Genomic DNA, 15020 nt, shown 5'->3' on the forward strand with positions numbered 1-15020 from the left:
CACGGTACTGGTTCACTATCGGTCACTAGGGAGTATTTAGCCTTGGGAGATGGTCCTCCCTGCTTCCGACGGGATTTCACGTGTCCCGCCGTACTCAGGATCCACTCAGGAGGGAACGAAGTTTCAACTACAGGGTTTTTACCTTCTATGACCGGCCTTTCCAGACCTGTTCGTCTACCCCGTTCCTTTGTAACTCCATGTAGAGTGTCCTACAACCCCAAGAGGCAAGCCTCTTGGTTTGGGCTGTTCCCGTTTCGCTCGCCGCTACTCAGGGAATCGCAATTGCTTTCTCTTCCTCCGGGTACTTAGATGTTTCAGTTCCCCGGGTCTGCCTTGAATACCCTATGTATTCAGGTAAAGATAACATCCCATTACGGATGCTGGGTTTCCCCATTCGGAAATCTCCGGATCAAAGCTTACTTACAGCTCTCCGAAGCATATCGGTGTTAGTCCCGTCCTTCATCGGCTCCTAGTGCCAAGGCATTCACCGTGCGCCCTTTCTAACTTAACCTATACCGGCGAATGATCAGCTTCGAATCTCTTCGTCAGCTCGTCGTTCCGCTTCTCACGTACCTACTACGTACGCTCCGATGCTCACTCTGTCGCTTCCTCGACCTTCTCGCTGCTAATTCACCTACAGATTATGCTTTCATAATGCTTATAAAAGCGTTAAAAAGATAAATCTAATGTGTTTCTACTCGGTTTTATGCTTTTTCTTCATTTCATTATCTAGTTTTCAAGGAACAAAAATGACCATCGATTGATTTATTACAACAATCAACAAATGGTTAATATGGTGGAGCCTAGCGGGATCGAACCGCTGACCTCCTGCGTGCAAAGCAGGCGCTCTCCCAGCTGAGCTAAGGCCCCTTTATGGGAAAATGGTGGGCCTAAATGGACTCGAACCATCGACCTCACGCTTATCAGGCGTGTGCTCTAACCAGCTGAGCTATAGGCCCACATAAAGGATATATTTATTAAAGGATTGCTCCTTCAAAACCGAACAACAAAATCATCAACATAATGAACCTTCAGATAAACCGAAGGTTTTCCGTAATATCCTTAGAAAGGAGGTGATCCAGCCGCACCTTCCGATACGGCTACCTTGTTACGACTTCACCCCAATCATCTGTCCCACCTTAGGCGGCTGGCTCCTNCATCGTTTACGGCGTGGACTACCAGGGTATCTAATCCTGTTTGCTCCCCACGCTTTCGCGCCTCAGCGTCAGTTACAGACCAAAGAGTCGCCTTCGCCACTGGTGTTCCTCCACATCTCTACGCATTTCACCGCTACACGTGGAATTCCACTCTTCTCTTCTGCACTCAAGTTCCCCAGTTTCCAATGACCCTCCACGGTTGAGCCGTGGGCTTTCACATCAGACTTAAGGAACCGCCTGCGCGCGCTTTACGCCCAATAATTCCGGACAACGCTTGCCACCTACGTATTACCGCGGCTGCTGGCACGTAGTTAGCCGTGGCTTTCTGGTTAGGTACCGTCAAGGTACGAGCAGTTACTCTCGTACTTGTTCTTCCCTAACAACAGAGTTTTACGATCCGAAAACCTTCATCACTCACGCGGCGTTGCTCCGTCAGACTTTCGTCCATTGCGGAAGATTCCCTACTGCTGCCTCCCGTAGGAGTCTGGGCCGTGTCTCAGTCCCAGTGTGGCCGATCACCCTCTCAGGTCGGCTACGCATCGTCGCCTTGGTGAGCCGTTACCTCACCAACTAGCTAATGCGCCGCGGGCCCATCTATAAGTGACAGCCGAAGCCGCCTTTCAGCTTTCCCTCATGAGAGGAAAAGAATTATCCGGTATTAGCTCCGGTTTCCCGAAGTTATCCCAGTCTTATAGGCAGGTTGCCCACGTGTTACTCACCCGTCCGCCGCTAACCTTCGGGAGCAAGCTCCCTCAGATTCGCTCGACTTGCATGTATTAGGCACGCCGCCAGCGTTCGTCCTGAGCCAGGATCAAACTCTCCAATAAAGTAGTGTTTGATTAAGCTCTAATTGTCTTTTTAAAAAAGACTTTGAATTAACGTTGACTTTTTTGTTGTTCAGTTTTCAAGGAACAATTACCATCGCTCATAAGCGACTTTATTAATATATCATTACCAAATCATAGTGTCAACATTTTTTAGAAGTTTCTAATGAGTTGATAACAGTTTGTCCGTTAGTTATTAACGACGACTTGAACATTATAACCATCCTTTGTGATTATAGTCAACTGTTTTTTTAAATCTGAGGAGTTACATTCGCCCGACTTGTTTGAACGCAAAAGAAAAACAGAAAAGCCGATAAAAAGATAACGGCCTTTCTGTATCAAATTCGCCCATCGAATTTGCGTCCGGATTTTTATCGAGCTCGCTCGATAGACTACCTTTAAAAAAATTCGAGACATCCGCCGGAGGCTTAACTTCATTCAGCCGGGGTTTGAACCCCACTTGTAAAAGTGGAGGGCTTCTGTACTTGTCGCAAGCTTGCGGTACAAAAAGCATTTGCTGAATGAAGTTAAATAATCCACATATCAATGGCTACGAGTGCAAACATTCCAGGAATGCCTAAAAATCCAGATACAGCGGATGTTATTAGGTTAATGGGAATATGGATTCCAAATTGATTTCCGAGCATATTGAGAAAAAATAAAAAGAAGGCCCCTATGATCAATTTCGCTGCAGCTTGGCTAATAAAGCGTATAGGCTTTAAGGGTGTTCCAAGCAAAAAAATAAGCAAAGCAAGGATTCCTAATAAAGCGATAATCATGATTGGCTCCAAAATCATTCTCCCTTTCAAATCTTTGTACTACTATTCTTATGAATAGCTTGTACAGAATAGACCTAGGGATATCACGACAGACTCGAAACCGGTTATCAACTATTTCAGGAGAGAAATTCTTCGTTTCTTTGCCTCACGTAACAATATAAGATACTTTGCTCTGGCTATTTTAGTTTGTAATTCCATTTCACCGAAGGGATCAAAGCTTTTTTTTGTTAATGTACTTTGATGGTCCCAGTCCTTTTTTAGCCGCTTTAATTGTTCTACCAGCTGTTCATCATAATCTGCACGCAGCCGTCCTTTTCTCCGAAAAAACATCCGCTTCTCCTCCATAGAATGAAGTTATACTTCTCTTCTGCCTTCCATTGCCTTTGATAAAGTGACCTCATCTGCATATTCTAAATCTCCACCTACCGGTAAACCATGCGCTATTCTCGTTATTCTAATACCTGATGGCTTCAGAAGTCTGGATATATACATAGCAGTTGCTTCGCCTTCAATATTTGGGTTTGTTGCTAATATGACTTCCTTTACGGTTTCATCCTGGAGTCTTTTTAATAAAGCGGGAATATTAATATCCTCTGGTCCAATTCCATCCATCGGTGATATAGAACCATGCAAGACATGGTATAATCCATTGAACTCCTTCATTTTCTCCATCGCAATGACATCCTTAGGATCCTGGACAACACAAATAATGGTTCGGTCTCTACGCTGGTCTTCACAAATATAACAAGGATCCTGATCCGTGATATGGCCGCATACAGAGCAATAGGATAAGTTTCTTTTCGCATTGACTAACGCCTTTGCAAAGTCCAATACGGTATCTTCCTTCATATTTAGGACAAAAAAAGCCAGACGAGCAGCCGTTTTAGGGCCGATACCTGGCAATTTCATAAAACTGTCAATTAATTTAGATATGGGTTCCGGATAATGCATCCTGCCTTACCTCCTAGAACATGCCAGGAAGATTCATACCTTGAGTGAATTTCCCCATTTTTTGATTTGTCAGCTCGTCAACCTTTTTCAATGCATCATTTGTAGCTGCAAGCACTAAATCCTGGAGCATTTCTACATCTTCGGGATCGACAACCTCTTCTTTAATATTTACATCGACAACTTCTTTATGCCCTGTCATGATTACTGTTACCATGCCACCGCCAGCTGTACCTTCAATTTTTTGTTCTCCCAATTCTTCCTGTGCCTTTGCCATATCCTTTTGCATTTTTTGCATTTGCTTCATCATTTTTTGCATGTTACCCATTCCACCGCCACGCATCATATTCATGACCTCCAATAGTTATTATTTTATCAATTCTTTTTTACAAAATATTCTTGGTTATTCTTTTACTTCAATCAGTTCAGCACCGAATAGCTTCATGGCTTCAGCTATATGCGGTTCTTCCTCTGGTGCACCTAGTTCAGCACTTTCACCACTACCGTTGTCATCATGGCGTTGATTTTTCACAAATGATTCACGTATTGTTGCCCATTGATCCTCCGGAACACCTGTAACGCTCATTCGTTTGCCGGTTATTCTTTGCAGAATAGAGGAGATCGCCTCTACAAATTTATCATTATCCATTGCCATTTGACAGTGGATTTCATATTTAAATTTAATGACCAGTGCCTGACTTGAGGCTGCAGCCGGCTCTGCTTCTTTTAATAACGCAGCCTGCGAGCGCATTTGATTAGCTGTCAATGCTTCAATTAATTCTGCCCAGCGTCCTTTAACAGCCTGGAGGTCCTGCTTTGTGGCAGATTTCAGAATCTCATTAATTCTGCCTGCCGGTACCTGAAACCCTCTTCTAGCCACTCTTTGCGGACGTTTCTGTGCTGCCGGAGCGTGCTCCTCTTCTATCACCTTAACCCCGTGTTGCTTTAGCTCGCTAATTTCATTTTCAAGCAGGTTGATTCTTTCCATCAGCTGATCAATTGCTGGACCACCTGCTACATTCGAAGCTGCTTCAAGCTGACATAACTTAACTACTGCCACTTCGAGAAAAATCTTCGGATGGTTCGTAAACCGCATTTCTTGCTGTGTCTTGCTCAATTGGTTAATGAGCTGATAAATTTCATCCGGATTTATGTCTTCCGCTAGCGTCTTAAACTCCTCATCAAGCAGGACACGCTCTAATGATTCCTCCAGTTTAGGAGCTGCTTTGTATAAGAGCATATCGCGATAAAAAAGAATGAAATCCTCAATAAACCTTGTTGGATCCTTGCCTTGAAAAAGCAGCTCTTCTAATGATTCCAATCCACTAACCACATCATGATTTTTGATCGCTTTAGCAAGGTTTATCAAAAAGACTTGAGATACTGCACCCGTGACGGTTAGAGCGTCATCAACCGTTACTTTTTCTTTACCAAAGGAAATCGCCTGATCCAAGAGACTTAACGCATCACGCATACCGCCCTCTGCGGCTCTAGCAATTACGTGCAAGGCATTCTCTTCATACTCTACCCCTGTTTCACGGGCAATAAGAGCCATACGATTTACAATCGCTTGAGCTGTAATCCTTTTAAAGTCAAAACGCTGACATCTTGAAATGATGGTAAGCGGGATTTTATGCGGCTCTGTTGTTGCTAAAATAAACATAACATGCTTCGGTGGCTCTTCCAACGTCTTGAGAAGCGCATTAAAGGCACCGATGGACAGCATATGAACCTCATCGACAATATAAACCTTAAATTTGACAGATGTTGGTGCATATTTAACCTTATCCCGAATATCCCGTATTTCTTCAACCCCATTATTGGAAGCTGCATCGATTTCGATTACATCCGGGATAGAGCCGTCAGTAATGCCCCGACAGGACGGACACTCATTACAAGGCTCTGCTATAGGTGCCTTTTCACAGTTCACTGCCTTTGCTAGTATTTTAGCTGCACTCGTTTTCCCCGTTCCACGAGGGCCTGAGAATAAATAAGCATGCGAGATTTTATCTTGAAGCAGGGCGTTTTGCAATGTTTTCGTTACGTGTTCTTGTCCAACCACATCAATAAAGCTTTGCGGACGCCATACACGATATAATGCTTGATAACTCACTTCAACGCCCCCTTCTAATTAATGTCCTACTCATTATAACGTATATATTTTCTATTATACAAAAAAATCGTCAAGATTACCTTCCCCTGTTTCCTAGAAGAGGGTTAGATTATTACATAATAAAAAACCCATCCAATAAAGGATGAGTTTTGATAGTATAATTTAAACTGCCGTGCACCTTCCGTCGACTGATTCCCATAAGCGTTACTTGAGCAGTTAGCTCGGCCCAGGCAACCCTGCGGCACATGGGATGATCCACTTAATGCTGCTTCCTTCCGGACCTGACATGGTTCGTGGGTTCCCATTGCGCAGGACCCGGACGTCAACACCACTTACTCAAGGCAGACCCTACAGGAGATCAGCCTCAGGAAAGGAGTTCGGCCTCGCTAGAGCGGATTGCGAGTACAGGGCACCGCTACCTCCCCGCTTAGCACGGCAAAATTGATACCATATGTTTAGGCGTCATTTTCGACGCATGATTAGTATACTAATATTCAAACCAAAATGCAATGTTTAATCACTTCCAAATTCTGTTTGTTCAATTACCTCTTGTTTGCGCCTCAGTTTCGCCGCCCTTTTTCGCTCTCTTACCTGTCGAAAAAAATCCGTTAGTAGCTGTCCGCATGATTGTTCTAGAACCCCACTTACGACTTCACTCTGGTGGTTAAAGCGCTCATCCTGTAAAAGATTCATAAACGTCCCCGCACAGCCCCCCTTAGGGTCTGCCGCACCATACACAACCCGCTTAATCCGTGAAAGAATAATCGCGCCTGCACACATGGCACACGGTTCGAGGGTTACGTACAGCTCCGCATCTTCAAGGCGCCATGAACCAACTGCCTCACAGGCCTGTTCGATTGCAAGCAGCTCTGCATGTGAAACAGCACTTTGATTTGTTTCCCTTAAATTATGAGCTCTAGCAATAACCTCTCCATGTAGTACAATGACTGTTCCAATTGGGACCTCGTTAAGCAGCTCTGCTTTCTTTGCCTCTTTAATTGCTTCCTGCATAAAAAATTCATCAGAATGATTTTCAACCATTAAGCTACGACCCTTCCTCCATTACTTCGTACATGACTAAGATGAAAAAATTATATCATGATTCATCAATTCGAACATAAATTGATAATGGCGTTTATTCTTAAGTATGTCTATATACTATGAGCATTTTGAATAAAGGTAAACAGTAAGGCTCTAGGAGGGACCTGTATGCAAATTCATGTAGTAAGACCAAACCAATCACTATCATCGATTGCCAGAGCATTTGGAACGACGATTGATGATTTAGTGGAAGCAAATGAGTTACCTAATCCAAACAACCTTGTAGTAGGTCAGACCTTAGTGATCCCAATTGTAGGAAGCTTTTACTGGGTCCAGCCAGGCGACAGCCTTTGGTCGATTGCAGCCCGCTTTCGAATGTCCTATCAGGAATTAGCCGCTGTAAACAGGATTTCAGTGAACCAGCCTCTTGTAGTAGGAACAAGATTATATATTCCACCACGTCCTAAGAGTACAGCAGAGTTCAATGCCTATGTTGAGCCTAGAGGTTCATCTGTAGCTCCTGTGCTAGAAACTAGTGCCCGTGAGGCTGCTCCATACTTAACTTATTTAGCACCCTTTAGTTTTCAGGCTCTTAGGGATGGGTCATTAAAAGAACCGTTATTAAATAACTTTCCCGCAATAGCTGAAGCAAATAACAATGTCTTAATGATGGTGATTACGAACCAGGAAAATGATCAGTTTAGTGATGAGTTAGGCCGGATCCTTTTAAATGACATAGCTATACAAGACCGATTTCTTAATAATATTGTTGAGACTGCAAATAAATATGGCTTTAGAGATATTCACTTTGATTTTGAATATTTACGGCCTGTTGACCGTGAGGCATATAACCAATTTTTACGGAAGGCAAAGGCCCGCTTTAACGAACAGGGGTGGCTGCTTTCTACTGCATTGGCGCCTAAAACGAGTGCAGAGCAAGAGGGTGCCTGGTATGAAGCACATGATTATAAGGCACATGGAGAAATCGTTGACTTTGTTGTCATCATGACCTATGAATGGGGCTACAGCGGAGGTCCTGCCATGGCCGTGTCACCGATTGGACCAGTTCGGGACGTTTTGGAATATGCCATTACCGAGATGCCTGCCTCGAAAATCTTAATGGGGCAGAACCTATACGGCTATGACTGGACACTGCCTTTTGTGCAAGGAACGATTGCTAAAGCATTAAGCCCGCAGCAGGCCATTGCTTTAGCTGCCGAGAGAAATGTGCCCATCCAATACAGTACCGAATCACAGGCACCATTTTTTAGATATAGGGATGATGAGGGAAAGGAGCATGAGGTTTGGTTTGAGGATGCTCGCTCCATCCAGGCAAAATTTGATTTAATTAAAGAATTGGGACTGCGAGGCATGAGTTACTGGAAGCTTGGTTTGTCCTTCCCGCAAAACTGGCTATTGATTACAGAAAACTTTAATGTCAGGAAAATAGGCAGGTAAGCTGTTTATAATCATAAAAAAAACGCTACCCAGCAGGATAGCGGTTATATCTCCAATTTTATGCGCGTTTGTTTTTCATTTTTATGGCGGAGGAAGAGGGATTCGAACCCCCGCGCGGTTTAACCCGCCTGTCGGTTTTCAAGACCGATCCCTTCAGCCGGACTTGGGTATTCCTCCATTTAGAACAAAATGAAATATATCATATGCAGCTAAAAGCTGTCAACAGATTTTCTACTATCAAGGTATTTTCCGGGCAATAAATGATTGCCCGGAAAATACTTTTTTATTTAATGTGAGACGAATTATCTCGGTGTGATGACTTCACGATTACCCATATATGGACGCAGTACCTCTGGAATCACAACAGAACCATCTTCCTGCTGATAATTTTCCAGGATCGCTGCTACCGTTCTGCCAATCGCAAGGCCAGATCCATTCAATGTGTGAACATGCTCTGGCTTTGCTTTTAGCTCGCGGCGGAAGCGGATATTCGCTCTACGCGCTTGGAAGGCTTCGAAATTACTGCAAGAAGAGATTTCACGATAGGTGTCATAGCTTGGCATCCAAACCTCAATATCATATTTCTTTGCTGCCGTAAAGCCAAGGTCACCAGTACACATACTCATAACACGATACGGCAGTTTCAATAGCTGCAGAACCTTTTCAGCATGACCAGTTAGAATTTCAAGCTGATCATAGGATTCTTCAGGTTTAACAAATTTCACTAGCTCTACTTTGTTAAACTGATGCTGTCTAATTAGCCCCCTCGTGTCACGTCCTGCAGAGCCAGCTTCTGAACGGAAGCAGGCACTAAAAGCAGCATAGCTAATTGGAAGCTCTTCACCATCCAAAATCTCATCACGGTGCAGGTTGGTTACCGGTACTTCTGCGGTTGGAATCAAGAAGTAATCCTCGCTATTAATTAAGAAGGCATCCTCTTCAAACTTTGGCAATTGCCCAGTACCTGTCATACTAGCTCGATTAACCATATATGGAGGGAGCACTTCAAGGTACCCATGCTCTTCTGTATGGAGGTCAAGCATAAAGTTAAATAATGCTCTTTCGAGTCTAGCTCCTAAGCCTTTATAGAATACAAATCGGCTTCCGGTTACTTTACCCGCACGCTCAAAGTCTAGAATGGCTAAGTAATCAGCAATGTCCCAATGTGGTTTAGCTTCAAAACCAAACTGTGGCTTTTCTCCCCAGTTCCTAACTTCAACATTATCATCCTCTGAATCACCGGTTGGTGTACTCTCATGCGGAATGTTCGGAATACCTAAAAGGATTTGCTCTAATGTATCCTCAATGGCTTTAAGCTTCTCATCGAGAACTTTAATTTCATCGCCAACTTCGCGCATTTCCTTTATTAGATGGTCTGCATCCTTTTTCTCACGTTTTAACACGGCCACCTGTTGAGAAACTTCATTTCTTCTACTTTTGAGCTTTTCTGACTCCACAATTAACTCACGGCGTGAAACATCAAGACCCTCAAAGCGGTCAAGCTCAGAAAGATCCTCACCTCGGTGTTGAAGCTTTGCCTTTACTTCTTCTAAATTTGAACGTAGAAATTTAATATCAAGCATATTCATCCTCCTCTTTATTTATTTGGCTGTGGTAGGTTTGTTTGTTGAATAACACAGCCTATCGTAGAAAAGCCATGATCGGTATTACTCTTAGTTGTTAAAAACACAAAAAACTCCCGTCCCCAAAAAAGGGACGAGAGTTACCCGCGTTGCCACCCTAGTTGAAGGCATATTGCTACCTTCCACCTTAAAACGATAACGGTTTTATCCGAAAGTACTTACTCACCAGCTTTTGGCTTTCCATACTCTACTCAAGGATGGATTCACAAGCGTCATTCACCGATTTCCACCAACCATCGGCTCTCTAAAGAACAACTTTCCTGCTACTACTTCCTCTCATAGCTTTAATACGATATAGTATGTAAAATGTTGCTAAAATTATCTATTTCCATTTTACTACAGGATTATGCAAATTTCTATCATAAACCTGAAATCTACATAAGTCCGTTATCAATGGCTCTTGATGATACAAGAAAAGTCCCTCAAGAATGAGGAACTTTCTATATCTTGGTTATCAAAACCAGCCTTTTATAGTTGATGATACACTTCCCCAAACATCTCCGAAGAATCCACCAATTGCACGCATACTAAGGACAAACCAATTTGCCTTTTCAACGCCTTCTGCCGCAATGACATCTACTTGTGGACTCTTACCATCAAGGAATTGAATTGGAGCTCCATCCTTCGTTTCCAGTTTCATATAACCGACTTTAGTGCCTTTTTTAATCGGTGCAGTTAATTCTCCATCTTCGTTTAGCAGCTTTTCGTCTAGAACAAGAACAGGTTTGTAATTATCCTTTTCGCCCTTCTTATTCACTAGCTCGATGGCTGATTTTGTTTGAATTTTTACCTGATCTTCTTTTCCTTTATTAACAGGTAATGTTTTATTGTTTTTAATTTGATAGTTTTTCTTTAGAACTTCCTCTTTTGTAAAGTTACTAAATGCATAATCGAGCATTTTCTTTGTTTCATCAAATCTTGATTTATACGAACCAGATCCGCCTTCACCCTTGGCATTCATCACAACGGTGATATAGCGGTCTCCATTACGTTTGGCAGTACTAGTAAAGCAATAGCCGGCAAAATCGGTTGTTCCTGTCTTTAAACCGTCCACGCCTTCATATTTAAAAACAAGCTCTGGAAGCATCCAGTTCCAGTTATCCATTTTGATTTCATCATCAGTACCAGCTCTAAATGACTTTGTAGGAATACTTGTTGTTTCCAATACTTCAGGGTAATCATTTAGTAGGTGAAAAGCCAAGGTTGCAGTAGCACGAGCCGACATTACATTTTCCTCTTCTTCGCTACCAACTGTATGCATACCTTTCAAATCATGGTTGTTTAAACCTGAAGAATTTACAAATTTAAAATTTTCCAGACCAAACTCATTTGCCTTATCTGTCATCATCTTGACAAAACTTGCTTCAGATCCGGCAATCGTTTCGGCGATCGCAATTGTTGCACCGTTTGCTGAATAAATCGTCATCGCTTCATAGAGCTCTCTAATCGTATATGTTCCATCTTTTCGTAATGGTACGTTTGATAGAGCCGTATCTTGTGAAACACTATACACATAGTCACTCACGGAATACTCTTGTTCCCACTTTACACGACCTTCTTTAATTGCCTCAAGAAGAAGGTATTCAGTCATCATTTTCGTCATGCTCGCAATTCCAAGGACCTCATCGGGGTTCTTTGCGTACAAAACTCTCCCTGTCTCAGCATCCACCAGAATGGCGGCATCAGCATTAACACCTAAAGTATCCTCTTCTGCACTTACGGAACTGAACCCTGTGAAAAGGCTTAAGAGTAGAAGCATTGCTAGCAGACCAGCTACTTGTTTCTGAAAAGTTTTCTTTTTCAATTTAAAGCCCTCCAACATTTAATAACACTTTTCGTATTTTAACATAAGTTATTATGAAAAAATAGATTGCGTAAGTGCCTATTTTTTTCATCACATTTACGTAAGACTTTTACTAAATAGACTTATATCCATAAAAATAACAAAAAGCAGGGAGTTTATCCCTACTTTTTGTGTAAGATTACTTTTTATTGAATAGAGTAGTTTGGAGCTTCTTTTGTAATTTGAACATCATGTGGGTGACTTTCTCTTAATCCAGCTCCACTCATTTTAATAAACTGACTCTTTTCTCTTAAATCCTGGAGACTTCCGGCACCACAATATCCCATACCGGAACGGAGACCGCCAATAAGCTGATAAATTGTATCGCTTAACGGTCCTTTGTATGGTAGACGACCTTCAATTCCTTCTGGAACGAACTTTTTATTCTCTTCTTGGAAATAACGGTCACTTGAACCCTTTTCCATAGCAGATACAGAGCCCATACCGCGATAGACCTTGAAGCGGCGGCCTTGATAGATTTCTGTTTCTCCCGGGCTTTCTGAGGTACCGGCCAATAGGCTTCCAAGCATAACTGCATGGCCTCCAGAAGCAAGTGCCTTAACGATGTCTCCAGAGTACTTTATACCACCATCGGCAATGATGGCCTTTCCATGCTTTCTAGCTTCTGTTGCACAGTCATAAATCGCTGTAATTTGTGGTACACCTACACCAGCAACTACCCTTGTAGTACAAATGGAACCAGGTCCAATCCCAACCTTTACAACATCTGCACCAGCCTCGAATAGCTCTCTTGTTGCCTCGGCTGTTGCTACGTTACCAGCAATGATAGATAGGTCAGGGTATGTTTTACGAATTTCCTTAACCGTATCAATCACACCCTTTGAATGCCCGTGGGCTGTATCAATTACAACGATATCAACACTGGCTTTAACCAATGCCTCTAAACGCAGCATAGTGTCCTTTGACACTCCTACAGCTGCACCAACTAGTAGGCGGCCATGCTCATCCTTAGCAGAATTAGGGAATTCTATGACTTTTTCGATATCTTTAATGGTAATCAGTCCTTGGAGCACACCCTCTGCGTCGACAAGCGGAAGCTTCTCAATTTTATATTTTTGTAGAATTTTCTCTGCTTCTGCTAGAGTCGTGCCAACTGGTGCCGTTACAAGGTTCTCTTTTGTCATTACATCTGAAATCTTAATAGAATAATCCTGAATAAATCTTAAATCACGGTTAGTCAGTATGCCAACCAGTTTTCTTTCTTCTAAATTATTCACAATCGGCACGCCAGAAATTCTATATTTCCCCATTAGATGCTCTGCATCAAAAATTTGCTTTTCTGGTGTAAGGAAAAATGGATTTGAAATAACTCCGCTTTCTGAGCGCTTCACCTTGTCTACCTGCTCTGCTTGCTGTTCAACAGTCATATTCTTATGAATAATACCTAAACCGCCTTGTCTTGCCATTGCAATGGCCATTGAGGCCTCAGTAACTGTATCCATACCAGCACTGATCAACGGAATGTTTAACTTAACCTTATCCGTCAGCTTGACTTTTAGACTTACATCTTTAGGGAGTACTTCGGATTTTGCCGGGACCAATAGAACATCATCGAATGTTAGTCCTTCTTTAGCAAATTTATTTTCCCACATGAAAAAGACCTCCTGGACTGAAAAATATTATTAGTAGGTTATCAATTGGATAAAATAATGTCAATGAAAGTATTTTAATTCGAATATTTCTGAAAATATGGAGGTAATGATTTTGATTCACTCATACAAGGATTTTCACTCCTTTTTGCCATTTTTCTCCGTCACAGACACGCAATCATATTTAAAAAATTGCTATCAAAAGTTATCTATAGAGCAGGCAGAACAAAAAAGCTATGAGAACAGCTATCCCTTTGTATATTATTTGGAACATGCCCAAATTTATTACCAGCAGGCCGCTCAGTCCCCCCTATTAATTCAGCCTATTCTTTTATTCTATGGCTTTGCCCATTTGATTAAGGCTTGTATACTGACAAAGGACCCTCATTATCCGGGAAATACAGCTATGCTTGCACACGGGGTCTCAACCAGAAAACGGAAAAAGCAGCAATATGAGTTTTTTCATGATGAAGTGAAATTTCAAAAGAATGGGTTACTATCCTGTATGCTGGGTGATATGTTTAATATCAAGCATACTGAGGGTGATAAGGTTACAATGTGTGAGTTGTTTCAACAAATTCCTGAGCTACACTCACTGTTTGTACAGCTAGAAGGAAAGCATACCTTTATCAATGTGCCCATTCAAGAGGATTGCTTTGCATTTTCAAAAAAAATTCTAGATAGCTTCCATATGACAGAAAATCGGTTTATTGACTTCTTACAAGCTGAATCTTCAAATAGTTTATTATTCAAAGAAAGTTTATCAGATTGTCTCCTTTTTGACTATCATGATACGAATATTTGTTTAACGCCCCTTAAATATCATATAGAGGACCGAGACTTTTACTTTTCCTTGTTACGGGGAAGGTTCTTCAGTTATCCGGAAATGTTGACACACTATTTGTTGCTCTATAATTTAAGTATGATTGCCCGCTATGAAACAGAATGGTGGAGCGAGTTGCTAAAAACAATGCCGAATAAGGACTATCCCTTTATTGTCAACTTTTTAAAGCTGACAGCGAAAAAGGGCCCGTTTTTGATCTATCAATTTTTGTTTAATCGGTTGTGTTGAGTGGATTGTGATAATTGGGGATAAGACTTTGGAGTTCTTTTTAAGTCGTCTCAGAGCCAGGTCTATTCAGACTCCCTACCTTAAAATTCGATAACAAACAAAAAAAGAGTACTCTCATTGGATACTCTTTTTTTGTTTGCTTGGCGACGTCCTACTCTCACAGGGGTAAAACCCCAACTACCATCGGCGCTGAGAAGCTTAACTTCCGTGTTCGGGATGGGAACGGGTGTGACCTTCTCGCTATCGTCACCAAACTATTTGGTTTGAGGACTTGTTCCCTCAAAACTAGATAATGCTGAAGAAAAAGGACGAGTAATCAACATTGTTGAATCGAGCTGCGGCGCCTAGGAGCTCGAGGTCTTAAGCCATGCTGTCAAGAAGGTTAAAGAACAACCTTCTCGACAGCCCGACTTAAGCTTGTCGCTCCTGGCAAGGCGCCTCCGCATCTAAATTTGGTTAAGTCCTCGACCGATTAGTATTTGTCAGCTCCACGTGTCACCACGCTTCCACCCCAAACCTATCAACCTGATCA

Annotated in this window: 11 protein-coding genes, 3 tRNA genes, 1 rRNA gene, 1 other RNA gene and 3 other annotated features; of the genes, 2 read left to right on the forward strand and 14 right to left on the reverse strand. The window is 42.3% G+C overall.

Annotated features, from left to right (window positions below):
- Positions 1-477: a sequence feature (23S ribosomal RNA rRNA prediction is too short), on the reverse strand.
- Between the two features lie 317 nt (positions 478-794).
- The 9 genes from BQ5321_RS02635 to tadA all read right to left on the reverse strand — a co-directional run bounded on the left by BQ5321_RS02635 (position 795) and on the right by tadA (position 6862).
- Positions 795-870: transfer RNA gene (locus BQ5321_RS02635), tRNA-Ala, on the reverse strand.
- A 12-nt stretch (positions 871-882) separates the two neighbouring features.
- A tRNA-Ile gene (locus BQ5321_RS02640) sits at positions 883-959 on the reverse strand.
- Between the two features lie 107 nt (positions 960-1066).
- Positions 1067-1984, reverse strand: a sequence feature (16S ribosomal RNA rRNA prediction is too short).
- A 524-nt stretch (positions 1985-2508) separates the two neighbouring features.
- Positions 2509-2772: a pro-sigmaK processing inhibitor BofA family protein gene (locus BQ5321_RS02645; RefSeq protein ID WP_071393092.1), complete on the reverse strand. Its 264-nt coding sequence runs from the start codon at positions 2770-2772 to the stop codon at positions 2509-2511.
- A gap of 99 nt (positions 2773-2871) precedes the next feature.
- The gene (locus BQ5321_RS02650; protein WP_071393093.1) at positions 2872-3090 is read right to left on the reverse strand and encodes a YaaL family protein; all 219 of its coding nucleotides are present in this window, start codon (positions 3088-3090) and stop codon (positions 2872-2874) included.
- A gap of 24 nt (positions 3091-3114) precedes the next feature.
- The gene (gene recR / locus BQ5321_RS02655) at positions 3115-3711 is read right to left on the reverse strand and encodes a recombination mediator RecR (RefSeq protein WP_071393094.1); all 597 of its coding nucleotides are present in this window, start codon (positions 3709-3711) and stop codon (positions 3115-3117) included.
- Positions 3712-3724: 13 nt separating this feature from the next.
- Positions 3725-4051, reverse strand: coding sequence for a YbaB/EbfC family nucleoid-associated protein (locus tag BQ5321_RS02660; RefSeq protein WP_071396748.1), 327 nt, complete (start codon positions 4049-4051; stop codon positions 3725-3727).
- A 60-nt stretch (positions 4052-4111) separates the two neighbouring features.
- Complete coding sequence (dnaX, locus tag BQ5321_RS02665; protein ID WP_071393095.1) at positions 4112-5821, reverse strand: DNA polymerase III subunit gamma/tau; 1710 nt, start codon at positions 5819-5821, stop codon at positions 4112-4114.
- A gap of 170 nt (positions 5822-5991) precedes the next feature.
- Positions 5992-6257, reverse strand: an RNA gene (gene ffs, locus BQ5321_RS02670) — signal recognition particle sRNA large type.
- A gap of 77 nt (positions 6258-6334) precedes the next feature.
- The gene (tadA, locus tag BQ5321_RS02675; RefSeq protein ID WP_071393096.1) at positions 6335-6862 is read right to left on the reverse strand and encodes a tRNA adenosine(34) deaminase TadA; all 528 of its coding nucleotides are present in this window, start codon (positions 6860-6862) and stop codon (positions 6335-6337) included.
- 168 nt (positions 6863-7030) lie between these two features.
- On the opposite strand from tadA, the gene BQ5321_RS02680 reads away from it, so the two are divergent.
- Entirely contained in the window at positions 7031-8320 is a 1290-nt protein-coding gene (locus BQ5321_RS02680) for a LysM peptidoglycan-binding domain-containing protein (RefSeq protein ID WP_071393097.1), read from the forward strand.
- An 84-nt stretch (positions 8321-8404) separates the two neighbouring features.
- On the opposite strand, the gene BQ5321_RS02685 is transcribed toward BQ5321_RS02680, so the two are convergent.
- The 4 genes from BQ5321_RS02685 to guaB all read right to left on the reverse strand — a co-directional run bounded on the left by BQ5321_RS02685 (position 8405) and on the right by guaB (position 13419).
- Positions 8405-8497, reverse strand: a tRNA-Ser gene (locus tag BQ5321_RS02685).
- Positions 8498-8622: 125 nt separating this feature from the next.
- Positions 8623-9903 (reverse strand): serine--tRNA ligase, encoded by a 1281-nt coding sequence (gene serS / locus BQ5321_RS02690; RefSeq protein WP_071393098.1) that lies wholly within the window; start codon positions 9901-9903, stop codon positions 8623-8625.
- 126 nt (positions 9904-10029) lie between these two features.
- Positions 10030-10252, reverse strand: a binding site (T-box leader).
- Between the two features lie 165 nt (positions 10253-10417).
- Positions 10418-11785 (reverse strand): serine hydrolase, encoded by a 1368-nt coding sequence (locus tag BQ5321_RS02695; protein ID WP_187143716.1) that lies wholly within the window; start codon positions 11783-11785, stop codon positions 10418-10420.
- Positions 11786-11952: 167 nt separating this feature from the next.
- Positions 11953-13419: an IMP dehydrogenase gene (gene guaB / locus BQ5321_RS02700; RefSeq protein ID WP_071393100.1), complete on the reverse strand. Its 1467-nt coding sequence runs from the start codon at positions 13417-13419 to the stop codon at positions 11953-11955.
- Positions 13420-13531: 112 nt separating this feature from the next.
- Between guaB and BQ5321_RS02705 the strand changes: the two genes are divergently transcribed.
- Positions 13532-14488 (forward strand): YaaC family protein, encoded by a 957-nt coding sequence (locus BQ5321_RS02705; RefSeq protein ID WP_071393101.1) that lies wholly within the window; start codon positions 13532-13534, stop codon positions 14486-14488.
- A 138-nt stretch (positions 14489-14626) separates the two neighbouring features.
- Here BQ5321_RS02705 and rrf read toward each other — a convergent pair.
- Positions 14627-14742: ribosomal RNA gene (gene rrf / locus BQ5321_RS02710) — 5S ribosomal RNA — on the reverse strand.
- Positions 14743-15020 lie beyond the last annotated feature (278 nt).

Source organism: Bacillus tuaregi (assembly GCF_900104575.1).
Taxonomy (GTDB): Bacteria; Bacillota; Bacilli; order Bacillales; family Cytobacillaceae; genus Bacillus_BD; species Bacillus_BD tuaregi.

Bases quoted from the DNA above. Each gene is read 5' to 3' on its own strand.
- recR (WP_071393094.1), bottom strand. From the start codon at position 3,711: ATGCATTATCCGGAACCCATATCTAAATTAATTGACAGTTTTATGAAA.
- BQ5321_RS02660 (WP_071396748.1), bottom strand. From the start codon at position 4,051: ATGCGTGGCGGTGGAATGGGTAACATGCAAAAAATGATGAAGCAAATG.
- BQ5321_RS02695 (WP_187143716.1), bottom strand. From the start codon at position 11,785: ATGTTGGAGGGCTTTAAATTGAAAAAGAAAACTTTTCAGAAACAAGTA.
- tadA (WP_071393096.1), bottom strand. From the start codon at position 6,862: ATGGTTGAAAATCATTCTGATGAATTTTTTATGCAGGAAGCAATTAAA.
- BQ5321_RS02650 (WP_071393093.1), bottom strand. From the start codon at position 3,090: ATGTTTTTTCGGAGAAAAGGACGGCTGCGTGCAGATTATGATGAACAG.
- serS (WP_071393098.1), bottom strand. From the start codon at position 9,903: ATGCTTGATATTAAATTTCTACGTTCAAATTTAGAAGAAGTAAAGGCA.
- BQ5321_RS02680 (WP_071393097.1), top strand. From the start codon at position 7,031: ATGCAAATTCATGTAGTAAGACCAAACCAATCACTATCATCGATTGCC.
- guaB (WP_071393100.1), bottom strand. From the start codon at position 13,419: ATGTGGGAAAATAAATTTGCTAAAGAAGGACTAACATTCGATGATGTT.